General features: G+C 35.5%; 20 protein-coding genes and 1 pseudogene. 14 read left to right on the top strand and 7 right to left on the bottom strand.

The features are described from left to right. Positions 1-3: 3 nt before the first annotated feature. From proC to ACNQF9_RS03870, 3 genes are all read left to right on the top strand, one after another. On the top strand, positions 4-780 hold the full coding sequence (gene proC / locus ACNQF9_RS03880; protein ID WP_417958932.1) for a pyrroline-5-carboxylate reductase: 777 nt from the start codon (positions 4-6) through the stop codon (positions 778-780). A gap of 143 nt (positions 781-923) precedes the next feature. Further along, positions 924-1304, top strand: a complete 381-nt coding sequence (locus ACNQF9_RS03875) for a Dabb family protein (protein ID WP_417958931.1) — start codon at positions 924-926, stop codon at positions 1302-1304. A 41-nt stretch (positions 1305-1345) separates the two neighbouring features. Next, complete coding sequence (locus tag ACNQF9_RS03870) at positions 1346-1942, top strand: hypothetical protein (protein WP_417958930.1); 597 nt, start codon at positions 1346-1348, stop codon at positions 1940-1942. Positions 1943-2059: 117 nt separating this feature from the next. Here ACNQF9_RS03870 and nhaA read toward each other — a convergent pair whose 3' ends face one another. Further along, positions 2060-3202, bottom strand: a complete 1143-nt coding sequence (gene nhaA, locus ACNQF9_RS03865) for a Na+/H+ antiporter NhaA (RefSeq protein ID WP_417958929.1) — start codon at positions 3200-3202, stop codon at positions 2060-2062. Between the two features lie 144 nt (positions 3203-3346). Here nhaA and ACNQF9_RS03860 point away from each other — a divergent pair. Continuing rightward, positions 3347-4285 (top strand): annotated as a pseudogene (locus ACNQF9_RS03860) (2-hydroxyacid dehydrogenase); the annotation flags it as partial. A gap of 457 nt (positions 4286-4742) precedes the next feature. Beyond that, positions 4743-5024 (top strand): TM2 domain-containing protein, encoded by a 282-nt coding sequence (locus ACNQF9_RS03855; protein WP_417958928.1) that lies wholly within the window; start codon positions 4743-4745, stop codon positions 5022-5024. Positions 5025-5078: 54 nt separating this feature from the next. Here the strand turns inward: ACNQF9_RS03855 and ACNQF9_RS03850 are convergent, their stop codons facing one another. Further along, a complete protein-coding gene (locus ACNQF9_RS03850; RefSeq protein WP_417959397.1) occupies positions 5079-6881 on the bottom strand; it encodes a GNAT family N-acyltransferase in 1803 nt (600 codons plus the stop codon). A 201-nt stretch (positions 6882-7082) separates the two neighbouring features. On the opposite strand from ACNQF9_RS03850, the gene ACNQF9_RS03845 reads away from it, so the two are divergent. The 3 genes from ACNQF9_RS03845 (at position 7083) to ACNQF9_RS03835 (ending at position 10165) form a co-directional block, all read left to right on the top strand. Beyond that, positions 7083-7844 carry an exodeoxyribonuclease III gene (locus tag ACNQF9_RS03845; RefSeq protein ID WP_417958927.1) on the top strand — a complete coding sequence of 254 codons (762 nt, stop codon included), beginning with the start codon at positions 7083-7085 and terminating at the stop codon, positions 7842-7844. A gap of 231 nt (positions 7845-8075) precedes the next feature. Next, entirely contained in the window at positions 8076-9017 is a 942-nt protein-coding gene (locus tag ACNQF9_RS03840) for an OmpA/MotB family protein (protein WP_417958926.1), read from the top strand. A gap of 110 nt (positions 9018-9127) precedes the next feature. Beyond that, on the top strand, positions 9128-10165 hold the full coding sequence (locus tag ACNQF9_RS03835; RefSeq protein ID WP_417958925.1) for an aldo/keto reductase: 1038 nt from the start codon (positions 9128-9130) through the stop codon (positions 10163-10165). Between the two features lie 48 nt (positions 10166-10213). On the opposite strand, the gene ACNQF9_RS03830 is transcribed toward ACNQF9_RS03835, so the two are convergent. From ACNQF9_RS03830 to panC, 5 genes are all read right to left on the bottom strand, one after another. Continuing rightward, positions 10214-12181, bottom strand: coding sequence for a transglycosylase domain-containing protein (locus tag ACNQF9_RS03830; RefSeq protein ID WP_417958924.1), 1968 nt, complete (start codon positions 12179-12181; stop codon positions 10214-10216). Positions 12182-12393: 212 nt separating this feature from the next. Next, positions 12394-12804, bottom strand: coding sequence for a hypothetical protein (locus ACNQF9_RS03825; RefSeq protein WP_417958923.1), 411 nt, complete (start codon positions 12802-12804; stop codon positions 12394-12396). 371 nt (positions 12805-13175) lie between these two features. Continuing rightward, entirely contained in the window at positions 13176-14537 is a 1362-nt protein-coding gene (radA, locus tag ACNQF9_RS03820) for a DNA repair protein RadA (protein WP_417958922.1), read from the bottom strand. A gap of 255 nt (positions 14538-14792) precedes the next feature. Then, positions 14793-15143 (bottom strand): aspartate 1-decarboxylase, encoded by a 351-nt coding sequence (gene panD, locus ACNQF9_RS03815; protein WP_417958921.1) that lies wholly within the window; start codon positions 15141-15143, stop codon positions 14793-14795. A gap of 14 nt (positions 15144-15157) precedes the next feature. After that, positions 15158-16036, bottom strand: a complete 879-nt coding sequence (panC, locus tag ACNQF9_RS03810) for a pantoate--beta-alanine ligase (RefSeq protein WP_417958920.1) — start codon at positions 16034-16036, stop codon at positions 15158-15160. A 78-nt stretch (positions 16037-16114) separates the two neighbouring features. Here panC and ACNQF9_RS03805 point away from each other — a divergent pair, with 78 nt between their 5' ends. The 6 genes from ACNQF9_RS03805 to atpD all read left to right on the top strand — a co-directional run bounded on the left by ACNQF9_RS03805 (position 16115) and on the right by atpD (position 26943). Then, a complete protein-coding gene (locus ACNQF9_RS03805; RefSeq protein ID WP_417958919.1) occupies positions 16115-16921 on the top strand; it encodes a glycogen/starch synthase in 807 nt (268 codons plus the stop codon). A gap of 20 nt (positions 16922-16941) precedes the next feature. Beyond that, positions 16942-18603: a DUF4270 domain-containing protein gene (locus tag ACNQF9_RS03800; RefSeq protein ID WP_417989678.1), complete on the top strand. Its 1662-nt coding sequence runs from the start codon at positions 16942-16944 to the stop codon at positions 18601-18603. An 8-nt stretch (positions 18604-18611) separates the two neighbouring features. Continuing rightward, the gene (gene glmS, locus ACNQF9_RS03795) at positions 18612-20459 is read left to right on the top strand and encodes a glutamine--fructose-6-phosphate transaminase (isomerizing) (protein WP_417958917.1); all 1848 of its coding nucleotides are present in this window, start codon (positions 18612-18614) and stop codon (positions 20457-20459) included. A gap of 362 nt (positions 20460-20821) precedes the next feature. After that, entirely contained in the window at positions 20822-23647 is a 2826-nt protein-coding gene (locus tag ACNQF9_RS03790; protein ID WP_417989677.1) for a carboxypeptidase-like regulatory domain-containing protein, read from the top strand. Between the two features lie 32 nt (positions 23648-23679). Next, positions 23680-25173, top strand: coding sequence for a G-D-S-L family lipolytic protein (locus tag ACNQF9_RS03785; protein ID WP_417989676.1), 1494 nt, complete (start codon positions 23680-23682; stop codon positions 25171-25173). A gap of 258 nt (positions 25174-25431) precedes the next feature. Continuing rightward, positions 25432-26943: a F0F1 ATP synthase subunit beta gene (atpD, locus tag ACNQF9_RS03780; RefSeq protein WP_417958914.1), complete on the top strand. Its 1512-nt coding sequence runs from the start codon at positions 25432-25434 to the stop codon at positions 26941-26943. Positions 26944-27000 lie beyond the last annotated feature (57 nt).

Here is a 27000-nt window from a genome sequence, read left to right as displayed (position 1 = left end):
AGCATGAAAGTACACATCATTGGCGGGGGAAACTTAGGGGTTTCTATCGCACTAGGACTCTTGAAATTTTCTCCAGAAAATCAAGTCGCAATTACCCGAAGAAACACATCCAGCATCCTATATCTTGAAAAATTAGGCGCTACGGTTTCTACGAATAATATCCACCAGATTCAGGAAGCCGATGTCATTATTTTGACCATAAAACCGTACCAAGTTGCTACCGTTTTAGCCGAAATCCTTCCGGTAGTTTCCAATAAAATTATTGCTTCAGCCGTAAGTGGCTTATCGATAGAAAATTTACAAAACAAAATAGGTACTGTTAATAGTGCCATCCGAATCATGCCCAATATTGCAGCACAGTTTGGCGCATCGGCTACCTGTATTGCGTTTCACGAAAAAGATAAAGAGAAGGCTCAAGATGTAGTTTCCCTTTTTCAGAGTTTGGGAACCGCTCCTATAATTGACGAAAAATTAATGGATGCTGCAACGGTTCTTGCGGCAAGCGGAACTGCTTTTGCATTGCGATACATTCGTGCTTCGATGCAAGCCGGAATCGAAATAGGATTTGACTGGCAAACCGCATTAGCGATCTCGGCACAAACCGTAAAAGGCGCTGCCGAAATGCTGCTGGAAGAAAAAGTACACCCGGAACAATTAATTGACCGTGTCACCACTCCACAAGGCTGTACAATTGCCGGATTGAACGAAATGGAAATGCACGGATTTAGTTCGTCCTTAATACGAGGAATTAAAACGTCGTTGAAACAAATCAAGGGATAAGCTTATAATTTCATAAATTCTTCGTGATATAAATTGCGAAAACATCTCTAAATTACAGGATTTTTTTACTTACGCTTCGCAAATATTGATATTTCATATTTGTATATACACTCAAATAAATCTTATATTTGAAAAAAACTACTATGAAAAAACTACTGCTTTTAATACTTATTTTAATTTCAAGTTATACTATAAACGCTCAACAAAGCAAGCAGAAACAATTGCTTAAGCATGTCGTTATGTTTGGTTGGAAAGCCGGTACAGATGCTGCTACAATTGATAAAGTAGTAACTGCTTTTGGAAATTTGGAACATAAAATCCCATTAATCAAAGCGTATGAATGGGGGATCAATAGCAGTCCTGAGAACTTGAATAACGGGTTGACCCATTGTTTTGTGTTGACTTTTAATAGTGAAGCCGATAGAGATGCATATTTGATTCATCCGGATCATAAAGCTTTTGTGTCTGTTTTGAATCCAGCTCCAGAGAAAGTGACGGTAGTTGATTATTGGACTAATAAGTAAACAGCAATCAAGTTAAAGAGTAAAAAATAAAAACAGACTACATGAAAAAAGTATTAGCTGTCCTGATTTTAGCATTCAATTTAAATGCAAACGCACAAGAAGTACCCGTTGAAAAAACAATTTTTGGAATACAAACCGGATTTGGAGTACATACTGGAATTTGGTTTAATAATGAAACCAAGTTGTCAAATAGCATCGTATTACGAAGTGAAATTGGTATTGAAAAGGATTTTACTGTTGGAGATCATTACGATGGCGCTGGTTTTATTTTACAACCGGTATTAACAATAGAACCAAGATATTACTACAATCTGGAAAAAAGGAATTCAAAAGGTAAAAAAACAGCTAATAATAGTGGCAATTATATTTCAATCAGGACTAGTTATCATCCGGACTGGTTTGTGATTAATTTGGCAGATAACGTAACCAAAACAGCTGATTTAGCTATTGTTCCCACTTGGGGTTTAAAACGATCCATAGGAAATCATTTTACGTACGAAACTGCGGTAGGATTTGGCTATCGCGTGGTGTATTTGAAAGAGAATTCAGTTAATGGTAATGTGCAGAATGTAGATGGTGCTTATAATAGAAATCAATATATTCCCTATTTACATGTTGGAATAGGATATACTTTTTAGGAAATAACAATACAATTTATAAAGGCTGTTTTATAAATCCTTTATAAAATTGTATGTCTGTACGATTATGACTTTCTATCTAAGTATCTGCCATAAAATTGACTAAAAGTTAAAGCGTTAACTTTTTTTAAGGGTAAATTTCAACCATAAAAAACCAATGGTTCCAGCAATAAAGGAAGCAACCAAAATTGCAATTTTTGAAAAAGTTATGACTTCTTCACCATCGTTTTTAAAGGCAAGCAATGTTATGAAAATGGACATCGTAAAACCTATTCCGCCCAGCATTCCTGCACCCAGAATGCTGCTCCACTTTAGGTCTTTAGGCAAGCTACAAATTCCTAAACCAACAGCAAGGAATGAAAACAACCAGATTCCAAGTGGTTTTCCTACCACGAGACCCAGTATAATTCCAATGGTGTTGGAATGATTCAATCCTTCATGCCAATCTGAATTTATGGCGATACAAGTATTCGCTATGGCAAACAAAGGAAGAATAAAAAACGCTACCGGTTTGTGTAAAAAATGCTGCAATCGATACGAAGAAGTTTTTTTACCTCCATCGCCAAACGGAATTACAAAGGCCAATAATACTCCCGTTATCGTTGCGTGCACACCTGAATTTAGCATAAAATACCACATCGCACCACCACCAATCAGATAAGGAATAAGGCTGTGTACTTTTCTTCGGTTCAGGATAAACAAGCCACCCATAATGACAAAAGCGATACCTAAATTTACATAAGCAATAGTGTCAGTGTAAAATACGGCAATTACCATAATAGCGCCTAAATCATCGATTACGGCGAGTGCTGTTAAGAATACTTTAAGCGATGTAGGGACACGATTTCCTATAAGGGACAGGATGCCAATGGCAAAAGCAATATCAGTGGCCATAGGGATTCCAGCTCCATTTTGTGTAGTTGTTCCAAAATTCAATAGTAAAAAGATTCCGGCAGGCACAATCATTCCCCCCAAGGCTCCAAAAATAGGTAGAGCCGCATTTTTAATACTGGATAATTCTCCTTGATATATCTCACGTTCTAACTCTAAACCAATTAAAAGGAAGAATATAGTCATTAATCCGTCATTGATCCAATGCGTTATGGAATGACTGCCAATATTGGTTTCCCATAAAGCTATATATTCAGTTTGAAAGGTTGAATTGGCGACTGTAAGAGAAAAAAGCGTTGCAAAAAGCAATAAGAGTCCCCCGGATTTTTCGCTCTCGAAAAAAGCGTTAAAAGTTTTGGTTAATTTCATTTTTGACTTTTCATTTATTTCATTTATTCGCTTTGTAATAAAAAATTCAGGAAGCTAATTTACGATTTTATGTGCTAATTCCCTTTGATAAAATAATAAACCATAATTTTTTTGTTAATTTGAAGTATTAAAAAAAGCACATTTATGGACATCAAAATCCTTCATATCGATAGTAATCATTCCCTACTTTGGGATCAATTGCAGCATTCCGGTTTTATAAATCAAAGTGATTTTACCTCCTCAAAAGAAGAAATTGAAACCAAAATCCACGAGTATCAAGGAATTGTAATTCGGAGTCGTTTTAAAATTGACAAAACATTTCTCGACAAAGCCACTAATCTACAATTTATTGCTAGAGTGGGTGCCGGATTAGAAAGTATTGACTGTGAGTACGCAACAGCTAAAAACATTACGCTTATCGCAGCTCCAGAAGGAAATCGAAACGCTGTGGCTGAACATACTTTAGGGATGATTTTATCTCTTTTTAATAAATTAAATCAGGCCGATAGCGAAATACGCTCCGGACATTGGAACCGTGAAAGCAACCGGGGTCATGAACTCGATGGAAAAACGGTGGGGATTATTGGCTACGGCAACATGGGAAAATCGTTTGCTAAAAAACTACGTGGTTTTGATGTAAAAGTAGTGTGTTATGACATTCAGGAACATGTAGGCGACGCTAATGCAAAGCAGGTTTCATTAGCGGAATTTCAGCAAGAAGCAGATGTAGTAAGTTTGCATATTCCATGGACTCCAGAAACCGATAAAATGGTTGATGCTGATTTTATTAATGGATTTTCAAAACCTTTTTGGATTTTCAATACCTCACGAGGAAAGAATATTGTCACTGCAGATTTAGTTGCTGCGATGCGATCCAATAAAATATTGGGAGCAGGTTTGGATGTTTTGGAATATGAAAAATTGTCGTTTGAAACATTGTTTCAGGATAAAAATACACCGGAAGCTTTTCAATATTTATTAGAAGCCAAGAATGTGATTTTGAGTCCGCATATTGCGGGTTGGACATTCGAGAGTCAGGAACGCTTGGCACAAGTGATTGTGGATAAAATTAAAGCAAAGTATTTTGGTCAAGCCAAAGTTGTGGAGCAGGAGAAACGGGTTACAGGAATCGGCGGTTTTTTTTTTAAATCAAAAAATCCAAAAGAACTGGTCGCTTGGTATGAAAAATACTTGGGATTAAAAACGGATGAATACGGTTCCACTTTTTGGTGGAAAGACCGCGAAGGAAATGATTGTTCTACTCAATGGTCACCGTTTGCAACTGACACGACTTATTTTGCGCCAAGTGAAAAACAATTCATGCAAAATTTTAGAGTTTACGATTTAGAAAATTTATTGCAAAAATTAGCTGCAGAAGGTGTAACAATTATAGGGGATATGGAGTCTTATGAGTATGGTAAATTTGGTTGGATTCTGGATTTTGAAGGAAATAAAATCGAACTTTGGGAACCAATTGATGCCGCATTTCAATAATTTTTATATTTTTAACTACTGAAAATAACCTCGTAACAATTTATTTATGGAAAACCCGAAAATTGAAGAATGGAATACTCCGCGACCGGTTCAAAAAGATAATAAAAAACTAGCAGCAGGGCTACTTGCTATTCTTTTAGGTCCTTTTGGGATACACAAATTCCTTTTAGGCTATACCACCGAAGGAATTATATGGTTGGTGATTAGTTTGTGTACCTGTGGAACAGTAACTGGTTTATTAGGAATAATTGAGGGGATACTATATTTAACAAAATCAGATGAAGAATTTTACCAGACGTATCAAGTAGGTAAAAAAGCTTGGTTTTAAAGCATAAAAAATCTCGACATGATCGGGATTTTTACATAATTTGAAATCTGGAGATCAATCTTCTTTTTCACTCAGTTTACGTTCCAATTCTTTCTGAAATTCTTCCATAACCGGTTTCATTGTACTTTCCGGAATGTCTGCAATCCGGATGTACATTAGTCCATCAACGGCATTGTTAAATAACGGATCGACATTAAAAGCAACCACTTTTGCATTTTGTTTGATGTATTTTTTTATCAAAACAGGCAAACGCAAACTTCCGGGTTCTAATTCATCAATAATCTTATCAAACTTATTCAAATCCGATTCGGTTTCATTAAAAATGAAATCTTTATCGGCGTCTTTTAGTTTTACTTTGTACGCTTTTTTGGGATGAATGTATTGTGCAATGTACGGGTCATAATAATTTGATTTCATGAATTCAATCATCAGCGATTTTGAGAAATCAGAAAATTGATTGCTGATGCTCACGCCTCCTAATAAAAATTTATGCTCGGGATAACGCAATGTGGTGTGCATAATTCCTTTCCAAAGCAAGAATAGCGGCATGGGTTTTTGTTGGTATTCCTTAATAATGAAAGCGCGTCCCATTTCTATGGATTTGTGCATCATATCATGTAATTCTGGTTCAAAACGAAAAAGATCGTTGAGGTAAAAACCATTTATTCCGTATTTTGGATAAATTTGGGAGCCTAGGCCCATTCGGTAAGCCCCTGCAATTTTATTGGCTTCATTATCCCATAAAAACAAGTGGTGGTAATATTGATCGTGCTTGTCTAAATCAATAGATTCGTTTGTTCCTTCGCCTACTTCCCGGAAAGTAATTTCTCTAAGTCGCCCAATTTCGTGAAGAATATTTGGAATTTTAGCTGCTTCAGTAAAGAACACCTCGTAATTTTTACTTTGTAAAAGTCGGCAATCGCTATGTCTTGCAGCGGCAACTTCTGCAATCATTTTCTCGCTATTGGCAGGAGTTACAATTTTCTTTGGACTTTTTGGAAGTTTTAAATTGGGAGTCGTTAGTAATTTACTTTCTTTTTCGAAAGGATTGGCCAGCATGTATGTTTTCTTTCTCAAGAATTCAGAATATTCCTCTAGGGATACGTGTTCGTTTTGTTCATTAACTGAAATAGCTTTGCCAATGCGTACTTTTATGACCCGGTGTTTCTGGCTAAATACTTCCGAAGGCAGCTTTGCCGTTCTAAACGTACCGCTGATTTTAGAAAGTAAATAAAACAATCGGCTATTTTTAGCATGGAAATAAATGGGAACAACCGGTACTTGAGCTTTTCGAATTACTCTTATTGCGCCTTCTTCCCATGGTTTGTCCACCATTAGTTTACCGTCTTTATACGTTGAAACTTCTCCAGCAGGAAAAATACCCAATGGTTTCCCATCACTCAAATGGCGAAACGTTTCTTTTATTCCTACCACACTCGATTTAGAATCTTTATGATTTTCAAAAGGATTTACGGGCATGATGTATTTTTTTACAGGCCGGATTCGGTGTAAAAGGAAATTGGCAATAATTTTGAAATTAGGCTCTCTTTCGAGCATTAATTTCAATAGTAAAACTCCATCAATTCCTCCTAAAGGGTGGTTTGAAATTGTAATGTAAGCACCTTCTTTTGGTAAACGTTTTAAATCTTCTTCCGGAATTTCGAATTTTATTTGTAGATCATCTAATATTGCATTCAAAAAGGCAACATCTTTAAGATGTTTATTTCTATTGTATACTTTATTTAAGGTAGAAATTTTCAACACCTTCATCAGTACCCATCCGGAAAAAGTTCCAAGAGCTCCATACTTATCAACATTTATTGCTTTTGCAACTTCTTTGGCGGTTACTAAACCCATGAATTTTTTCTTTTTAGAGCAAGAAACAAAGATAGCAAAAAACTCCATTTTCTCTGTTTTTATGAATCAAACTTCTACTTTTTTATTACATTTGAAACCCACATACTAACACTATAAATTTTTTCCATAAAATAAAAAGTGCGTTCCTGATACCCTTGGGCAAACAATCGTTTTTTGAAAAAAACACTAAAAAATACTTTAATGAGAATTATTTCATACAACGTCAACGGAATCAGAGCTGCTATTTCAAAAGGATTTATTGACTGGTTGCAACACGCCAATCCGGATATTATTTGTCTGCAGGAGATTAAAGCTACTGAAGACCAGATCCCAGTTGACGATATCACAAAGGCGGGTTACCCGTACCAATATTATTATTCAGCCACCAAAAAAGGATATAGTGGCGTGGCCATTTTGTCTAAAATCAAACCAAACAAGGTAGTTCATGGAACCGGAATTCAACACATGGATTTCGAAGGACGAACCCTTCGGGTGGATTTCGATGATTTCTCCGTTATGAGTTTGTATTTGCCGTCTGGAACTAATATCCAGCGATTGGATCATAAATTCATGTTCATGGATGATTTTCAGAATTACATCAATGAGTTAAAAAAAGAAATCCCAAACCTGATAATTTGTGGGGATTATAACATTTGCCACGAAGCAATTGACATTCATGATCCGGTACGAAACAAAACTGTTTCCGGATTTTTGCCACAGGAAAGATCATGGCTCGATGGCTTTATGAAATCCGGATTTGTAGATAGTTTCCGCCATTTCAACAGTGAACCACATCAGTATTCGTGGTGGAGTTACCGCGCTGGGGCCAGAGGGAACAATAAGGGCTGGCGTATCGATTATAATTTAGTCAGTGATTCGTTAAAACATAAACTTAAAAGAGCCGTTATTCTATCAGATGCCGTGCATTCAGATCATTGCCCTGTTTTGGTAGAAATAGAGTAATAATTCCAGGAGTTATTCACTTCGTTAGTTTGCTTCGCTCGGGTTGCGCTAATCATTACAAATGAAATTCACTGAGTACCAAAAAAAATATTGATTTGGTGAAATGATCTTTTCTCTTGTTAAAAAACTAAAAAAAGGATTTTCACTATTATCGGGGCTAAGGCATTCAAGTATAACTTGAACTCTTGCTTTCCGAACAACAAAAGAAATAATATAAATAGACCCTAAACAATGATTAAAAATTTTTCCATCGCATTAATAGTATTGGCACTTTCAACTTCTTGTGTATCCAAGAAAATATACAATGATTTAGAAAGTAAGTTTGCCGATTTAAAAAAAGAAAACAGAAGCATGGCAGATGAAAACACGGATTTATTAAAAACCAAGAATCAATTGGAACTTGATCGTGATGGTTTGACATCAGATTTAAGCAAATCAAAATCCGAGCTGAATAAATTGAAAGCAGATTACACAGCGGCTCAAAATAAATTGAAAGTACTAGAAGATTCCTATGCTGCTTTAGAAAAAAATAGTGGAGATGCTTTGCAAAGCAACATGAAGAAAAACCGTGATTTGCTGGAACAATTAGACGAAAAAGGGAAAGCACTGGCATTAGAACAAGAACGTTTGAGCAAAAGCGCACAGCGTTTACAAGAATTAGAAAATTTGATTGTAGCGAAAGAGGCCAGCATGAGAAAATTAAAAGAAACGCTGTCGAATGCTTTGAATAGTTTTGAAGGAAAAGGGTTGACAGTAGAACAAAAAAATGGGAAAGTATACGTTTCTATGGAGAATAAACTACTTTTCGATTCAGGAAGCTGGGCTGTAGGATCCGAAGGGAAAAAAGCAGTTATTGAAGTAGGTAAAGTCTTGGGTGACAATCCGGAAATCTCAGTACTTATTGAAGGTCACACCGATGATGATGCTTTTTCGGCTTCTGGCCCAATTGCGGATAACTGGGATTTATCGACTAAAAGAGCTACGGCAATCGTAGCAATTTTAAGTGAAAACAAAAAAATCAATAAGCAAAGCCTTACCGCTGCCGGAAGAGGAGAATTCTCGCCATTGGGAAGTAATTCAACTGCAGAAGGAAAAGCAAAAAACCGTAGAATCGAAATTATTCTTACGCCTAGACTAGACGAAATTGCTGACATGCTGAAAGACATAAATTAAGGATCCAAAATCCAACAGGTAAAAGGTTCAAAAGTTATTTAACTTTTGAACCTTTTTCTTTTGGAGCATACCGTTGTACCTTTACCATTCTAAAACTTTAAACTTAAAAAATGAAATACACTACTTTACCTAATACGGATGTAAAAGTCAGCAAAATTTGCCTGGGAACTATGACTTTTGGGCAGCAAAATACGGAAACGGATGGTCATGCCCAAATGGATTATGCATTAGAAAACGGAGTCAATTTCTTTGATACCGCTGAGATGTATTCGGTTCCAGGTCGTCAGGAAACTTATGGGAGTACAGAGAAAATTCTAGGAAGCTGGTTTAAAAAAACGGGTAAAAGGGAAGAAATAGTTTTAGCATCTAAAATTGCAGGACCCAATCCTAGTTTTGAATACATGAGAGAAAAATTAGATTTCTCAGCAGCCAGTATCAAATTTGCATTGGATCAAAGCCTACTTCGCTTACAAACGGATTATATTGATGTGTACCAGTTGCATTGGCCGGAACGTAAAACTAATTATTTTGGACAACGTGGTTTCAAAGTGCAGGATGATGCTTGGGAAGATAATATTCACAACGTGTTAGAAACATTAGATGGTTTTGTCAAAGAAGGAAAAATAAAGCATATCGGACTCTCTAATGAAAATCCTTGGGGTATCATGCGTTTTCTGGAGGAAAGTAAATACAATAATCTTCCAAGAGTAAAAACGATTCAAAATCCATATTCGTTATTGAATAGACTTTTTGAAAATGGTTCCGCTGAAATTTGCCTGAGAGAAAATGTAGGTTTATTGGCATATTCTCCAATGGCTTTTGGAGTCTTGTCTGGTAAATTCCTTACTGGCGAAAATCATCCCAACGCTAGAATCAAGTTGTTTCCTCAGTATTCCAGATACAACAGCCCACAAAGTACTGAAGCAACCCGATTGTATCAGGAAATCGCCAAGAAAAACGGCTTGACTTTAACGGAGTTGTCTTTGGCCTTCATAGAACAACAATCGTTTGTAACCAGTACGATAATTGGTGCCACAACATTGGAACAATTAAAAGAAAATATTGATACGATTCAAGTATCCCTTTCGGATGAAATTCTTAGGGCAATTGATGAAGTGCAAGCTGTGATTCCTGATCCGGCTCCGTAAGTTAAGAAACCCTGTAAGAGTTCTAAACGCTAACAGGGTTATTTTTAATTAAAGATCAAATTCGGTATCAACGGCTATGGAATCTACTTTTATTTGTGTGGAATCTTGTACTTTGAATTTGATAAAAGATTTTGCAGGTCCTGAAATCAGTATGGGTAAGGATTTGTAAATAGTGTCTTCTGGAGCCAAAAGTCCTCTTCGAAACATAATATTCGTTAAGAATGATTCTTGCTGTAGTGCAAAATCTTTTAGCATCCCTTGATCGTTGAACTGATACATGAATTTTTTTGGACTTGGAATAATTCTGGCGAGATACAAGCATTCATTCAGCGATAATTCAGAAGGTGTTTTTTGAAAATAAAACTGACTCGCTTCACCTATTCCATATACATTTGGACCCCATTCGATGATATTAAAATAGACTTCGAGCATGCGTTCCTTGCTCACAATCCTATTGTTTTCTAGAATATAAACCAGTAATATTTCTTCCAGTTTACGCGATACCGTTTTCTCTCGGCTCAGAAAAACATTTTTTACCAGTTGCATGCTGATGGTACTGGCGCCACGAGAGAATTTTTTGGTTCGGATGTTTTTTACTATTGATTGCTTGAAAGCTTCATTTATAAAACCACGATGCGAAAAAAACGATGGGTCTTCAGTTGTTAAAACCGACTTTCTTAAATAGGGCGAAATTTGGTCGAGTGGCGAGTAACTTGGATTGGCTGTGCCAATTAAAACCGGACGTTGTAACACATTTTTTATAAGTGCCCGATAGACAAATTCGCCATTAAGTTTGTTAAGATTGGCTTCCCCGTATTTTGTTATTTTTAGATTCTCTTTTTTTAATCTACTGTCAAAAACCAGCTGATTGGGCTTGTTTTGATTAAACGCAAAATCCAGTTTATAATCAAAAGTACCACTGGCTTCCATGCCTTGAAAATGAGTAAACAAACCCTCTGGCAGTGATGTGATGAAATCCTGCGCTTTCATTTTTGGGATGGTTACTTTGAGTTTGTAAATTGTGTCTTTTTTAGTTTCGTAAGCCAGATAGGGATGAAATTTTATTTTATTCAATTGAACCGTTGAGCTGCTGTCAATAGAAATAAAATCAGAGCCTAATAAGAATCGGTAATCAAATTTGGCGTTTTTAAGAAAAACATCTTTACTAGCAACTTTTGGATGGTTGATTTTTAAATTCGCAATGGCCATAAACCCATCAATATGCAATTCGTTACCATCTTTATCAATGTTTTGTATATTTAATCGGATAGAATCAAAGCTGGATTTCAAGTTAAAACGCTCGTCTAAATACGGCATTTTTATTGCGCCTGTATCCATGTTGACAAATCGGATGTCCGCTTTTTTATTTCTTGGATCGGCAAAGCCTTTAATTTTCCAGCGCTGTGAGATGGTGTTGGTTTGTACTTTTATTGAAGTTTCGAGTTGTTTGTTGACTAGTCGTAATTTTTGAAAATTAATTGTTGCTTTTTTTCCGTTATCATTTAATCGAAAAGACAGATTGTCAAGGATCATATCGGTTGGTACTAAATTTAGAACTTTAGATATAATTCTATAGGTAAACTGAGCGTAATCTCTTTTTTCGTCACGTACCTCTGTTTGATTGTCTTTTTTAAGGAAAGCATCGTAGTTTGCTGTTTTTCCTTTTTTTACCAGATGTACAAAGCCATTTTTTATTTCTAAAGTTCCTAATTGCAAATCACCCGTAATCAACCTCCACAAATTGATACTCGTTTTTAATTTTTGTATTTTAAAGAGGGTATCGGCATTTTTTGGTACTACAATTATTTCGGTTAGATTCAGGCCCGAAATGCCTTCAAAAGATGCTTTTTTTATTAAGAAAGTACTATTGTACTCAATTTTCATTTCATGGGAAACCTTAGCTATCGTTTGCTTTAAGACGGCGTCTCTAAATAAGTAAAAAGCACTTCCCAAGATGGCAAACAATACCAAGAGTATTTTTGCGGCAAGTGTTATTTTTTGTTTTCCGGTTCTCATAAACAGTTTGTCAGCTTGTTTCAATGGATTTGTATTCGTAAAGAAAAGCAAAAACTAAGGGGAATACCATTTTCTCAAATTATTTAGCTTTTTTTTGTGTTTTTTTATTTTTAAAAACAAAAAAACTACAACAGTTTTGTGGTTGTAGTTTTAGATTATTGTTAAAGTAGTTTGTGTATGCTGACAGCACCGTGATGTAAGGGAATATTGGATTATGAAATATAGAATTTTTTAACTTTAGCTACAATCTCATTTACCGTCATTTTGTCTGCGGTTTCAACGGCTCTTAGTTTGTTAACAAATAATTTTTCATCCTGAATTTTTTGTTCCAGTCTTATCTTTGTTTCAGCAGGTCCAAACACAAATAGTTCATCAGCTCCTTTTACATAAGCGAGTACTTCTTTTATAAAAAAATCAAGTTGTTCTTTTTTTCGATTTTCAAATTTTGACTCACTGTTGCCATGATGACCTCCGGAAAAAGTTCCTTTGTTTCCTTCCTTATCGTGGTAAACACTGTTTTCAACATCAGAGTCTATTTCAGAAATTTTTTCATCTTTACCACCTTCAAGGGTAATAATAATTGCCTTTGAGGTGTCTATCCAAATGCCAGTTTGTCTTTTCATGTCTTTGTTTGTTAGGTTAAAGATATTTGTTTTTAAAAAAGTTTATTTCTGATTTAAGAATTGAATTTATGAGGGAGACTATTTGCTTTAAGCGCATGGTTATATATTCAGGAATAATTATATCTAAAGCATCCGTGTAGATTTTTTAGTACTTAGTTTAAAAAAGTGCTTTTTGATTTCTAAGTTTAATTAGAAATTCAATTATAAATTTACAAAATAATTAATTAGCACCTTCCTAAATTTAAGTTATAAGTTCTTTTTTGTGGTGTAATCAAAAAGTATACTACAAATAATTTTTGTAGTATATAAGAATAATTATGTTTTTAATAAGGATTTAAAAACGCAGTATTTTATTAATTTTAAAATAAATTTCACCCAAACAATTCACTCGCCACATCTTCAATTTTGGCTACCAATCGAATTTTGATTCCGGTATTTTTCAATGCGATTTTGTTGTATTTGGATACAAAAATGGTCGAAAAACCTAATTTTTCGGCCTCTTGGATGCGTTGATCGACCCGGTTTACCGGACGAATTTCGCCCGAAAGTCCCACTTCGCCAGCAAAACAGAAATCTTTATTCACAGCAATATCCTCATTTGATGATAAAATGGCAGCTACGACCGCTAAATCTATCGCAGGATCATCTACGGAAATTCCTCCTGTTATGTTAAGGAATACGTCTTTGGCTCCAAGCCTAAAACCGGCTCTTTTTTCTAATACAGCTAAAATCATATTGAGCCTTTTTGCATTGTAACCCGTGGTGCTGCGTTGTGGTGTGCCATAAACCGCAGTACTAACTAATGCCTGGATTTCAATCATTAATGGGCGCATGCCTTCCAGAGTGGAAGCAATTGCGGTTCCGGATAATTCCTCGTCCTTGTGCGAAATCAATATTTCTGAAGGATTAGAAACTTCCCGTAAACCATTGCCCAGCATTTCATAAATTCCTATTTCGGCAGTGGAGCCGAAACGATTTTTCAAAGACCTTAAAATTCGATATACATGATTCCGGTCGCCTTCAAATTGCAAAACGGTATCAACCATGTGTTCCAGGATTTTTGGTCCGGCAATGTTTCCGTCTTTGGTAATATGTCCAATAAGAATCACTGGGATGTTGGTTTCTTTGGCAAATTTGATCAACTCTGCTGTGGTTTCACGGATTTGTGAAATACTCCCCGGAGTAGATTCTATATAATCGGTATGCAATGTTTGAATAGAATCGATAATTACGATTTCAGGTTGTATGGCTTCAATTTGCTTGAAGATATTTTGCGTCTTAGTTTCGGTAAGTATGTAACAATTGTCTCCGCTTGGGGTGATTCTTTCGGCACGCATTTTTATTTGCTTCTGACTTTCTTCGCCTGAAACGTACAGGGTCTTGTAAGGTAGTTTTAACGAAATTTGGAGCAAAAGAGTGCTCTTTCCGATGCCGGGTTCTCCGCCTAAAAGGATCAGTGAGCCTGGGACTATGCCTCCACCCAAAACACGATTTAGTTCTGCGTCAGTAGTGTCCATTCGGATTTCCTGCGCCGAATCTATTTCATCTATTCGCAAAGGTTTTGGTGCTTTACTACTTGCTGTAGTTTCACTTTTCCAAGCTATTTTTTCTTGTTTTTGAATGATTTCTTCCGCAATGGTATTCCATTCTTTACAAGAATTACACTGTCCTTGCCATTTAGCATATTGTGCACCACAGTTTTGACAAAAAAAAGTTGTTTTTACTTTTGACATTATTTTGTTGGTATTTTAACTTTCATGCTATCGTATTTGGACTCATTTTTCAATAAAAAAGTAGTGGTTTTAAAGGCGTAAGTAATTTTAGACAACACGCCGGTAAAGTATATTATTTACCTTTATTAAAAACAGGAACAGCAAAACCTACTGCTGTCTAATTGAAGCGAAAAAAGCTTTTTTTGTAAAAAAAATCAACTTAGTTTTATAAAATTTACGGTATAAATCTCAATGCGGTGTTTTAATTCTAAAAATTTACGTTAGAGAATTATCATTTTCATTTGGGAAAATAACCCAAGGTTTAAAGATTTTAGCTTCTTCAAATTCCATAGTCGCGTATGAAATGATAATTATGATGTCGTCTCTTTGAACTTTTCTTGCGGCAGGTCCGTTGAGTGTTATTGTTCCTGAATTTCTTTCTCCTTTGATGGCGTAGGTTTCAAAACGTTCTCCATTATTAATATTTACAATGGAGACTTTTTCACCTTCTATAATATTAGAGGCGTCTAGTAATGATTCGTCAATAGTAATACTTCCGATATAATTTAAATCGGCGCCAGTTACTTTAACACGGTGAATTTTTGATTTTAATACTTGAATTTGCATGCTACAAAAGTAAATTAATTTAATGAAATGGTGTCAATCAAACGAATATTGTTGACCAATACAGCAATAAATGCGCGATATTTTTTATTTTTATTTTTTAGAATGTCTGTTAGAAGTGTTGCTTCATCAGCAATGGTGAAATATTCTAATGTAAAATGTGGATTATTTTCAAATGTTTTTTGAACCCATTCTGTAATTTCAGAGTTACTGTTTGTTGAGAATTTGTCTTGAACAGCAGTCAATACTTTGTAAATAATCCTTGCTTCTTCCCTTTCATGAACTGATAAGCGTTCATTTCTAGAACTCATAGCTAGACCATTAGATTCTCTGTAAATAGGGCAACCAATTACAGTTACGTTCAGATTGCTTTTCTCTACCATTTTTTTTACAATTTGTAATTGTTGAAAATCTTTTTCACCAAAATAGGCATTGGTAGGTTCAATAATCTCAAAAAGACGTTTGACTATTGTACCTACTCCATTGAAGTGGCCAGGTCTGAATTTGCCTTCCATTTGATTTTCAAGACCATCAAAATCAAACGGTTCTGAAACAGGTTTTCCGTCATAAATGTCGTCAACCGTAGGTGCATATAAAATGATATTTGGATCTAAAGCGGTAAGTTTTTTTACATCTTCTTCCAATGTCCTAGGGTATTTTGCCAGATCTTCAGGATTATTGAATTGGGTGGGATTTACAAAAATACTTACAATTGTAATTTCGTTTTGCAATAAAGATTTTTGCATTAAAGCCAAATGTCCTTGATGCAAAGCGCCCATGGTGGGAACGAATCCCAAAGTAGAATGGATTGTTTTTATTGATTTCAAATAGTCTCCTAAAGATGCTTTTCCGTAGAAAATATGCATGACAGTATTATTAAAATTAATTGCAAACATAATATTTTAGTTAATAACTGCATAAATTTTTGTAATTTTGCATGGTTTTTATTGCCAATAAATTAAGTAAATTACAATATGAAAGATAAGAGGATATTATATGTGTCATCTGAAGTGGTGCCATATCTCGCTGAAAACGAGGTCTCTTTAATGTCTTATGACGTCCCAAAGATGATTAATGATCAAGGTGGACAGATCAGAATTTTTATGCCCAGATATGGAAATATTAACGAAAGAAGACATCAATTACACGAGGTAATCAGACTTTCGGGGATGAATTTGGTAGTGAATGATTTGGATATGCCATTAATTATAAAGGTGGCTTCTATTCCTAAAGAAAGAATACAAGTCTATTTTATTGATAATGATGAATACTTCAAACGTAAAGCTACTTTTGCTGATGAAGAAGGTGTGATGTATCCGGATAATGACGAACGTGCTATTTTCTTTGCAAAAGGAGTGGTTGAAACTGTAAAAAAACTCAATTGGGTTCCAGATATTATACACGTTCATGGATGGATGGCGGCCATGTTGCCAATTTACATGAAACATTTTTACAAAAATGAAGCATTATTCTCTGAAACCAAGATTGTTACTTCAGTCTACAGTCAGTCTTTTGAAGGTACTTTGAATGTTGAAATGATTAACAAAGTTAAATTTGACGGTGTTCCGGAAGATGCTATTGCTGATTTGGAAATGCCAGACTATGAAAATATCATCAAAGCTACTATTAAACATTCTGATGCTGTGATTATTGCATCAGAAAACCTCTCGCCAAGTTTAACAAAATTTATAGAATCTTCAGGAAAACCTTTTTTACCTTTCGCCCCGAAAGATGCATTCGCAGAAGCGTATACTAATTTCTACAGAAACGAGGTTCTTTAAATTAAACTTTTTTAATAAATATGTATAATAATTCTTTTTTTAAGAAAATACTGATAGTAGTAAGTGTGGTTTTTTTATATTCTTGTGATAAAGATTATAATGGAATTGGAGGAGATTTAATAGGAGATAACAACTTTGATCTTAACAAGGAAACCTACAGTGTCTCGGGTTACAATCAAAAAACAGGGCCTATACAATCAAATAATTTGGATATAAATCCATTAGGGATTTATGCTAATGCAAATTTTGGAGAAACAACGGCTAATTTTAGCACTCAGTTAACTTTATCAGAATTAAAAACGTCTACAGGTACAAATCCTTTTGTAGAGAGCGTGGTTTTGACAATCCCTTATTATACGGATGCTTCTCAAACAAAAACCAATGTGGATGGAAGTCATGTATACATATTAGATTCTATTTATGGTCCAGAAAAAGCTAAAATGCAATTGAGTGTTTATGAATCTGGTTATTTTATGAGGGATTCAGATCCTGCCGGCGGATTTCAACAACCGCAGAAATATTTTACCGATCAAAATACGGAATTCAATAGTTTAAAAGTGGGGAACCGATTAAATGACAATTCAAATACAGCTGAAAATAATCAGTTTTTCTTTGATCCAGCAGAACATGTTGTAGTTACTACGGATTCAATAACGAGTGTTAAATCAACAGTTTATACCCCACCGGGTATGAAGTTGAACTTAAATAAAGATTATTTTAAAACAAAGATTATCAATGGTGTTAATTCTGGTAAATTAGCCTCGAATGATGTTTTTAAAAATTACTTTAGGGGACTTTATTTTAAAATGGAAAAGTCGGGTAGTAGTGCTGGAAATTTAGCTATGTTGAATTTTAAAGCAGGAAAAATCACCATTACCTATAAAGAGGATTTAGCTTCGACGACGGGTGGTGCAACTACCAGAGTTAAAAAGACGATAGTGCTTAATATGACAGGTAATACAGTTAGTTTATTAAATACGGATTTTAGTACTAGTGGAATTGCTTACAATGCATTGCCAAATACAGGTAATACAATTGAGGGAGATGATAAATTATTTACAAAAGGAGGAGAAGGAACGGTATCTGTTTTAGAGCTTTTTGACAAAAAAGATGTAAAAGGATATGATGCTAATGGAGTCTTGACAGGTCCTAATGGTGTTTCAGATCAGTTGGATGATTTAAGAAACCCAGCGGATGGTAAGAAGTTATTAGTAAATGAAGCTAATCTGGTTTTTCACATTGATACCGATGCTATGTCTGGTAGCAATGAGCCACAACGAATTTACTTATATGACTATAGTAATAACCGACCACTTGTTGACTACTATTTGGATGTAACTTCAAATAATGCTGATCCAAAGAAATCGAAAGATATTTTTGGAGGTGTTATAAAAAAAGATGCAACCACAAAAAAAGGATCAACGTATAAAATCAGAATTACGAATCAGGTAAGAAATCTGATAAATAACAAAGATTCTATTAATGTTAAATTAGGTGTAGTAGTTACAGAAAACATTGCCGTAATTGCCTCTCATAGAGTGAGAACTCCAAATGCTTTTATATCACAAGCACCAAAAGCATCAGTTATGAATCCTTTGGGGACCATTATGTACAGCGGGAAATCTACTGTTCCAGAAGGGAAAAGATTAAAACTTGAAATTTATTATACAAAACCTAATTAACTAAGACTATGTGTGGAATTGTTGGATATATTGGATATAGAGAAGCGTATCCTATTGTAATTAAAGGCTTGAAAAGGCTCGAATATAGAGGTTATGACAGTGCCGGAGTAATGTTATACGATGGTGAAAATCTGAAGCTATCTAAAACAAAAGGAAAAGTTTCAGATCTTGAGGAGAAAGCTTCAAAAGAGATTACGACTAATGGAAGCATAGGGATTGGTCATACACGTTGGGCAACTCACGGTGTTCCAAATGACGTAAACTCACATCCGCATATCTCGAACTCGGGGGACTTAGCGATTGTTCATAATGGAATCATTGAGAATTACGCACCCTTAAAAGCAGAGTTGATAAAAAGAGGGTATATTTTTCATTCAGATACGGATACCGAAGTGTTGGTTAATCTTATCGAAGAAGTACAGAAAAAAGACAATTTAAAATTAGGAAAAGCTGTTCAGGTAGCTTTGAATCAAGTAGTAGGAGCGTATGCAATTGCTGTTTTTGATATAAAAACCCCTAATGAAATTGTGGCTGCCCGTTTAGGCAGTCCATTGGCAATAGGAGTAGGAGAAGGAGAGTTTTTTATTGCGTCAGATGCATCCCCTTTTATTGAATATACCTCTAACGCTATTTATCTGGAAGATGGTGAAATGGCGAATATTCGGTTGCATAAAGAAATGAAAGTTCGTAAAATTAAAGATGATTCTTTAGTTAATCCTACTATTCAAGAACTTCAAATGAATTTGGAGCAAATCGAAAAGGGTGGTTACGATCACTTTATGTTGAAAGAGATTTATGAGCAACCTAGTGTTATCAAAGATACGTATCGTGGAAGACTTCATGCTAATGAAGGTCTTATCCAAATGGCAGGTATTGAGGATAATTTAGAAAAATTTTTAAATGCCGAAAGAATTATAATTGTTGCGTGTGGAACTTCATGGCACGCGGGTTTAGTGGCAGAATATATTTTTGAAGAATTCGCTAGAATTCCTGTTGAAGTAGAATATGCATCTGAATTTAGATATAGAAATCCAATTATAAATGCCAAAGATATCGTTATTGCTATTTCTCAATCAGGAGAAACCGCAGATACTATGGCTGCTATTAAATTAGCTAAAGAAAGTGGTGCGTTTGTTTTTGGGGTATGTAATGTAGTGGGTTCTTCTATTTCCAGAGAAACTCATGCGGGTGCCTATACGCATGCAGGTCCAGAAATTGGTGTTGCTTCTACCAAAGCATTCACTACCCAAATTACTGTTTTGACCATGATTGCGCTCCGTTTGGCTAAAGCCAAAGGAACCTTGTCAAATTCTGCTTTTCATGGTTATTTGCAAGAATTAGAAATTATTCCTGAAAAAGTTAAGGAGGCCCTAGAAACGAATGACAGAGCTAAAGAAATTGCTGCAATTTTTAAAGATGCCCCAAATTGTTTGTATTTAGGAAGGGGTTATAATTTTCCAGTGGCATTGGAAGGAGCTTTAAAATTAAAAGAAATATCTTATATTCATGCCGAAGGCTATCCTGCAGCAGAAATGAAGCACGGACCAATCGCATTAATTGATGAACATATGCCTGTAGTCGTTATTGCGCCTAAACAAGGCCACTATGATAAAATTGTAAGTAACATTCAAGAAATTAAATCCAGAAGTGGAAAAATTATAGCTGTAGTCACTAAGGGAGATACACAAGTTCGCGAGTTAGCAGATTATGTTATTGAAATTCCAGAAACTTCTGATGCGCTTTCCCCATTGATTACTACCATTCCCTTGCAGCTTTTGTCCTATCATATTGCTGTAATGCGCGGGTGTAATGTGGATCAACCACGTAATTTAGCAAAATCAGTAACTGTAGAGTAAATTTATTTTACTATTAAAATTGTAAGCCTCGAAAGTAATCTTTCGGGGCTTTTTTTATGATCTATAATCTTTCTTGGAGAATCCGTAAAACGTGAAAATAATGATAAATTTATGGATCGTATTCACTTTTGTCAAATATCTAAAAATTAATAATTATTTTATGATAAATGTATTTATTGTATGCATGCATAGTGATATTCTATTGTTTTAGCACAATTTTTAACATTAAACAATAAAATATAAATGTAGAATAAGTGTAAATGGGGCAAAATAACTGATAAATATGAAATTTTTCAGGCGCTTTTTTATTAATATTAAAAATATTTGTACTTTGGCTTCATAAACCAACAAATTATAACCCAATGAGAGTGTATTTACTTTTTTTGTCATTGTTTTTTTGTAGCCTTACTTTTGCTCAAAACTCAATTTCAGGTATTGTTACAGATAGTAACAACCAACCTATTCCTGGAGCCAATATTAAAATTGTTGGAGATTCTTCTGGAACAATTACCGATCTGGATGGTTCTTTTACTTTACAGTCTTCAAAAACACCTCCTTTTATAATTGAGGTCACCAGCGTAGGGTATGTTTCCCAAAAAATTAATGTAGTGTCTAATAATCAAAAAATTACCGTTCAGCTTTTAGACGAAGAGAATAAACTAAATGAAATCGTGGTTTCTGCTTCAAGAACTCCGGAAAGAGTTATTGAATCTCCTGTGACTATTGAGAGAATGGGAATTCAACAGATCAAAAGTACCACAGCGCCTACATTTTATGATGGTTTAGAAAATCTTAAAGAGGTGCATTTTAACACCAGTAGTATTTCCTTCAAATCGATTAATACAAGAGGGTTTTCTACTGTTGCAAATACTCGTTTTATGCAATTAGTGGATGGCATGGATAACTCATCTCCAGCCTTAAATTTTGTTTTAGGAAATTTAATTGGACTCTCTGATATTGATGTTGCTAATGTTGAGTTGCTACCTGGCGCTTCTTCAGCGCTTTATGGTGCTAATGCTTTTAATGGTATTTTATTCATGAATAGTAAAAATCCTTTTACAAACCAGGGCATCAGTACGTATGTGAAGTACGGGCAAACTAGTCAAAAGGCAGCTGGTACAAACGATTATTTTGATTTTGGATTAAGAGCTGCAACTGCTTTTAGTGAGCATTTTGCTGCTAAAGCAAATTTTAATTTTTTGAGAGCTACAGAATGGATTGCTGCTGATCAAAGAAGTGTAACAGGTGGTTCAGTTGGCCATGCTAACAATCAGAATTATGATGGCTTGAATTTATACGGAGATGAAGTTACAACTTTTATTACGAACGTGGGTCAAGTAAGTAGAACGGGGTATCGTGAACAAGACTTAAATGATAATAAAGTAAGAAGTGTAAAAGCAGATTTTTCTCTGCACTTTAAGCCATGGGAAGGTGAAACAGAAATTATTTTACAGCACAAATTAGGTTTAGGTAGTACTATTTATCAAGGGGCTAATAGATATGCATTAAATGATTTCTTCATGCAGCAGTCAAAGATAGAGGTCAAAGGGAAAAATTTCTTTGTAAGAGGATATATTACTGATGAAGATGCAGGTAATTCATATGATATGCGTTTTGCGGCTTGGAATGTTAACAGAGCGGCAAAATCAGATACAGAATGGTTTACAAACTACGCTACTGCATATCAACTCTCAGGAGCTGTATTGGGTACTAATGCGCAACAATCTGCTACAAATGCTAGAAATTATGCAGATTATAATGTAAAACCAACAGGTTTGCCTTTTTTACCAACTCCAACAGGAAGCCCGAGATTTGAGCCAGGTTCTGCGCAATTTAAGAACGCTTTGGCTACTGCAATAGCAGAACCAGATTTAACAAAAGGGGCGAAATTTATTGATCAATCCAAAATTTATCATTCTGATGTGAATTATAACTTTAAAGAATTGATAAAATTTGCTGAGATTCAGTTAGGAGGTTCGTTCAGACAATATGAAATGAATTCACAAGGAACAATCTTTACTGATTTTGATGGTCCACTACGTTATAATGAATACGGTGCTTACACGCAGTTGACTAAAAAATTCATGGACGACCGATTGAAATTCACAGGGTCGGCACGGTATGATAAAAGTCAAAATTTCGACGGGAATATTTCTCCTCGTATCTCTTTGGTGTATTCAGCGGGTGCATCTAAAAGACATAACTTTAGGGCTTCCTATCAAACTGGCTTCAGAAATCCAACAACACAAGATCAATACATTGGTCTAGACTTGGGTCCGTTCGCTTTAATTGGTTCTGCTCCGGAGAATTTAGATCGTTTTACGGAAGTAAGAGGAGTTAGTGCTGCAGGACAAGCGTTAGGAGTTCCTGCAACGTTAACATTGACAGGTCAAAATGCCTATACTAATTCCTATACTTTGACTTCTGTTCAGGCGTTTAGTGCGGCCGTAGCCGCAAATCCAACGAATGTTCCCGCAGCCGCAGCTTTGTTGCAAGTTGCAAGAGTAGGGTTGGTAAAGCCAGAAGAGGTTAAAGCGATAGAATTGGGGTATCGTTCTGTTGTCAACAATGATTTGTCTATTGATGTCAATGGGTATTACAATATTTATAATAATTTCATGAATACTTCAAGAGTGATTAGTCCTTATTATGGAGATGTTGATACGGCTTTTGATTTTGGCAATCCAGCAACTTTAGGGACGCTTTCAGCGTTAAGCAATGGAGACAGAAGAGTGTATCAAGTATATACAAATACTACTGCTAAAATTACATCTTTAGGTTTTGGTGTAGGGTTATCTAAGAAAGTATATAAAGATTTTGAACTAGGTGTGAATTATAATTATGCTGAATTTAATTTTAATCAAGAAGAAGATCCTGGCTTTATTGCGGGTTTTAATACTCCAAAACATAGGGTGAAAGCGTCTATTGGAAATGCTAAATTATTTGAAAATTTTGGTTTCAATATTAATGCGAGATACAATACGGAATATTTATGGCAGTCTTCTTTTGCTGATGGCATTGTTCCTGAAAACACTGTTTTAGACGCTCAAATCAATTATGGATTTCCTAAATTGAAATCAGTGCTTAAAGTTGGGGCTACTAACATAGGCGGAAAAGATTACATCCAAGTAATTGGAGCTGGTGCAATTGGACAACAATGGTTTGCTTCTTGGACAATCAATCCATAATTCAAAAGGGCAATAATTTTAAAAAATATATTATGATAAAAAATTTCAAATGGCTGTTATTGATTTCGCTAACCTTTGCAGCATGTAATAACGATGAAGAGGTAATTGTTGAAGAGCCATTAACAGCTGGTTCAGCAGATTTTTCTAAATATGTGGCTTTAGGGGATTCATTTGCTGCAGGGTTTAGTGATGGGGCTCTTTTTAAAGCCGGTCAAAAAAATTCATACCCAAATATTTTGGCTGAACAATTTGCTTTAGTTGGTGGTGGTGCTTTTACTACTCCATTTATGGCGGATGACAATAGAGGAGGTTTTTCAATTGGAGGAAATCAAATGGCTCAGTTTCCAACACGGTTTTATTTTAATGGTGCAGGACCTGTAAGCGTTTCTGGGGTTTCAGGAACAGCTGTAAACGCTAGCATTGCTGGAGTTTATAACAATATGGGTGTTCCAGGCGCAAAAGCGATACATTTAGGAGTTGCTGGTTACGGACAAGCTAATCCATATTTTGGGCGATTTGCAAAAACGGCAATGTCTAGTGTGATTAAAGATGCTACGGATCAAAATCCAACCTTTTTCTCTTTGTTTATTGGAGGAAATGATGTTTTAGGATATGCTACTAATGGCGGTGTGCCTACTTCACAGGATCCGGTTTTAGGAAATGATATTACTCCTGCGGGAACTTTTAATGCGGCTTATAATGCTTTGGCAACAGCAATGGCTGTTGGAGGAAGAAAAGGTGTAGTCGCAAATTTACCCTATATCAATAATCTTCCGTTTTTTACGACAGTTCCTTATAATCCGGTTCCTTTAGATGCAGCAACAGCAACGCAGTTAAACACACAGTTGTTGGGGCCTGTAAAACAGATTCTAACCGCTTTAGGAGCTGGAAACAGAATCAAAACATTGTCCGCTTCTGCTACAAACCCTTTGCTGATAAGAGACGAAACGTTGGTAAACTATAGTGCTCAAATTACTGGTGCATTAGTTGCGGCGGGTGTTCCAGCGGGTCAAGCAGGTTTAATGGGAAGTCTTTATGGGCAGGCAAGACATGCCAATGGAGGTGCAAATGTTGCTAATAAAGATTTTATATTACTTACGACGCGAACTGTAATTGGAACGGCACAAGCTGGAGTTCCGGCTCCTTTTAACACCGTTGGAGTTACGTATCCTTTACAGGATAATAGAGTGTTAACTGCTTCAGAGGTTTCGGAGATAAAACTAGCTACTGATGCCTATAACGTCACGATAAAAGCTGCTGCTGATTCTAATGGGTTGGCTTTTGTTGACGCCGCGTCAATTTTAAATCAGTTAAATAACGGAGGAATTCGTTTTGGTACTTTTCACATGACGGCTGCCTATGTGACTGGGGGAACTTTTTCTTTAGACGGAGTTCATCCAAGCCCTAGAGGCTATGCATTGATTGTTAATAAATTCATAGAGGCGATAAACGTTAAATATGGTTCTAACTTGAAAGGGGTTGATCTAGGGTTGTACGGAATTCAGTATCCAGCTGTTATTAAGTAATTATATCATATTTTTTTAATAAAATAACCATCCGTTTTGTGACGTGGTGGTTATTTGTTTTTAAGGATATTGCCATATTTTATCTGATTCGAAGCCTTTTCTCGATTATCTATTAAAAATATCCTTTTTTTATAAAAAAAATTATTGATTTTATATTTTAAAAAATTATCTTTGCGCACTGAAAAAAGCATTTAATCGATACGTATCGGTTGGGATTATTTCATAAACCTAAATAGCTATTTAATAAATACATAAGTAATGTCAAAAGTAATAGGAAAAGTTGCCCAGATCATTGGACCAGTAGTTGACGTAGTTTTCAACGGTAAGGATGTTGAACTTCCAAAAATTTATGATTCGTTAGAAATCACAAAAAAAGATGGTACTTTATTGGTACTTGAAGTACAATCTCACATTGGTGAAAATACCGTACGTACCATTTCGATGGACTCAACAGATGGTTTGAGTAGAGGTTATGAAGTAGTTGGAACAGGAAATCCTATCCAAATGCCAATTGGTGCTGATGTGTATGGCCGTTTATTCAACGTAATTGGAGATGCAATTGATGGTTTAGGAAACTTACCAAAAACAGGAGAAAACGGGATGTCTATTCACAGACAAGCACCAAGATTCGAAGATTTATCTACTTCTTCTGAAGTTTTATTCACAGGTATTAAAGTAATTGATTTAATTGAGCCTTACTCAAAAGGGGGTAAAATTGGATTGTTCGGTGGTGCTGGAGTTGGTAAAACAGTATTGATTCAGGAGTTGATTAACAATATCGCAAAAGGTCACGGTGGACTTTCAGTATTCGCAGGAGTAGGAGAAAGAACACGTGAAGGAAATGACTTACTTCGTGAGATGTTAGAGTCAGGAATTATAAAATACGGGGATGAATTCATGCACTCTATGGAAAATGGAGGATGGGATTTATCTAAAGTGGATATGCCAGGAATGAGAGAGTCTAAAGCTACTTTCGTTTTCGGTCAAATGAATGAGCCTCCAGGAGCTCGTGCTCGTGTAGCACTTTCTGGATTATCTATTGCAGAATATTTCCGTGATGGAGCAGGAACTGATCAAGGAAAAGATGTATTGTTCTTCGTGGATAATATCTTCCGTTTTACACAAGCAGGTTCTGAGGTTTCGGCACTTTTAGGTCGTATGCCATCTGCGGTAGGGTACCAACCAACATTGGCTACTGAAATGGGTGCGATGCAAGAGCGTATTACATCAACAAACAAAGGTTCTATTACTTCTGTACAAGCGGTTTATGTTCCTGCGGATGATTTAACGGATCCGGCTCCGGCTACAACTTTTGCTCACCTTGATGCAACAACAGTATTGTCTCGTAAAATTGCTGAGTTAGGTATTTATCCTGCAGTGGATCCATTGGATTCAACTTCAAGAATCCTTACGCCTCAAATTTTAGGTGATGAGCATTATGACTGTGCACAAAGAGTAAAAGAAATTTTACAAAAATACAAACAATTACAAGATATTATCGCGATCCTTGGTATGGAAGAATTATCTGAAGAAGATAAATTAGCCGTTTCAAGAGCGCGTCGTGTACAACGTTTCTTATCTCAACCTTTCCACGTTGCGGAGCAATTTACAGGATTGAAAGGAGTGTTAGTTGACATTAAAGATACTATCAAAGGATTTAATATGATTATTGATGGTGAATTAGATCACATACCAGAATCAGCTTTTAACCTTAAAGGTACTATTGAAGAAGCTATTGAAGCTGGAGAAAAAATGTTAGCGGAAGCTTAAAAAGAATTATAAATTATAAATTATAAATTGGGTAGCCTCAAATAATTCATAATTCAT

The organism is Flavobacterium amylolyticum (genome assembly GCF_048284335.1).
Classification (GTDB): Bacteria; Bacteroidota; Bacteroidia; order Flavobacteriales; family Flavobacteriaceae; genus Flavobacterium.
This window is presented reverse-complemented; position numbering and strand designations above follow the sequence as displayed.

Bases quoted from the DNA above. Each gene is read 5' to 3' on its own strand.
- proC (WP_417958932.1), top strand. From the start codon at position 4: ATGAAAGTACACATCATTGGCGGGGGAAACTTAGGGGTTTCTATCGCA.
- ACNQF9_RS03875 (WP_417958931.1), top strand. From the start codon at position 924: ATGAAAAAACTACTGCTTTTAATACTTATTTTAATTTCAAGTTATACT.
- ACNQF9_RS03870 (WP_417958930.1), top strand. From the start codon at position 1,346: ATGAAAAAAGTATTAGCTGTCCTGATTTTAGCATTCAATTTAAATGCA.
- nhaA (WP_417958929.1), bottom strand. From the start codon at position 3,202: ATGAAATTAACCAAAACTTTTAACGCTTTTTTCGAGAGCGAAAAATCC.
- ACNQF9_RS03855 (WP_417958928.1), top strand. From the start codon at position 4,743: ATGGAAAACCCGAAAATTGAAGAATGGAATACTCCGCGACCGGTTCAA.
- ACNQF9_RS03850 (WP_417959397.1), bottom strand. From the start codon at position 6,881: ATGGGTTTAGTAACCGCCAAAGAAGTTGCAAAAGCAATAAATGTTGAT.
- ACNQF9_RS03845 (WP_417958927.1), top strand. From the start codon at position 7,083: ATGAGAATTATTTCATACAACGTCAACGGAATCAGAGCTGCTATTTCA.
- ACNQF9_RS03840 (WP_417958926.1), top strand. From the start codon at position 8,076: ATGATTAAAAATTTTTCCATCGCATTAATAGTATTGGCACTTTCAACT.
- ACNQF9_RS03835 (WP_417958925.1), top strand. From the start codon at position 9,128: ATGAAATACACTACTTTACCTAATACGGATGTAAAAGTCAGCAAAATT.
- ACNQF9_RS03830 (WP_417958924.1), bottom strand. From the start codon at position 12,181: ATGAGAACCGGAAAACAAAAAATAACACTTGCCGCAAAAATACTCTTG.
- ACNQF9_RS03825 (WP_417958923.1), bottom strand. From the start codon at position 12,804: ATGAAAAGACAAACTGGCATTTGGATAGACACCTCAAAGGCAATTATT.
- radA (WP_417958922.1), bottom strand. From the start codon at position 14,537: ATGTCAAAAGTAAAAACAACTTTTTTTTGTCAAAACTGTGGTGCACAA.
- panD (WP_417958921.1), bottom strand. From the start codon at position 15,143: ATGCAAATTCAAGTATTAAAATCAAAAATTCACCGTGTTAAAGTAACT.
- panC (WP_417958920.1), bottom strand. From the start codon at position 16,036: ATGTTTGCAATTAATTTTAATAATACTGTCATGCATATTTTCTACGGA.
- ACNQF9_RS03805 (WP_417958919.1), top strand. From the start codon at position 16,115: ATGAAAGATAAGAGGATATTATATGTGTCATCTGAAGTGGTGCCATAT.
- ACNQF9_RS03800 (WP_417989678.1), top strand. From the start codon at position 16,942: ATGTATAATAATTCTTTTTTTAAGAAAATACTGATAGTAGTAAGTGTG.
- glmS (WP_417958917.1), top strand. From the start codon at position 18,612: ATGTGTGGAATTGTTGGATATATTGGATATAGAGAAGCGTATCCTATT.
- ACNQF9_RS03790 (WP_417989677.1), top strand. From the start codon at position 20,822: ATGAGAGTGTATTTACTTTTTTTGTCATTGTTTTTTTGTAGCCTTACT.
- ACNQF9_RS03785 (WP_417989676.1), top strand. From the start codon at position 23,680: ATGATAAAAAATTTCAAATGGCTGTTATTGATTTCGCTAACCTTTGCA.
- atpD (WP_417958914.1), top strand. From the start codon at position 25,432: ATGTCAAAAGTAATAGGAAAAGTTGCCCAGATCATTGGACCAGTAGTT.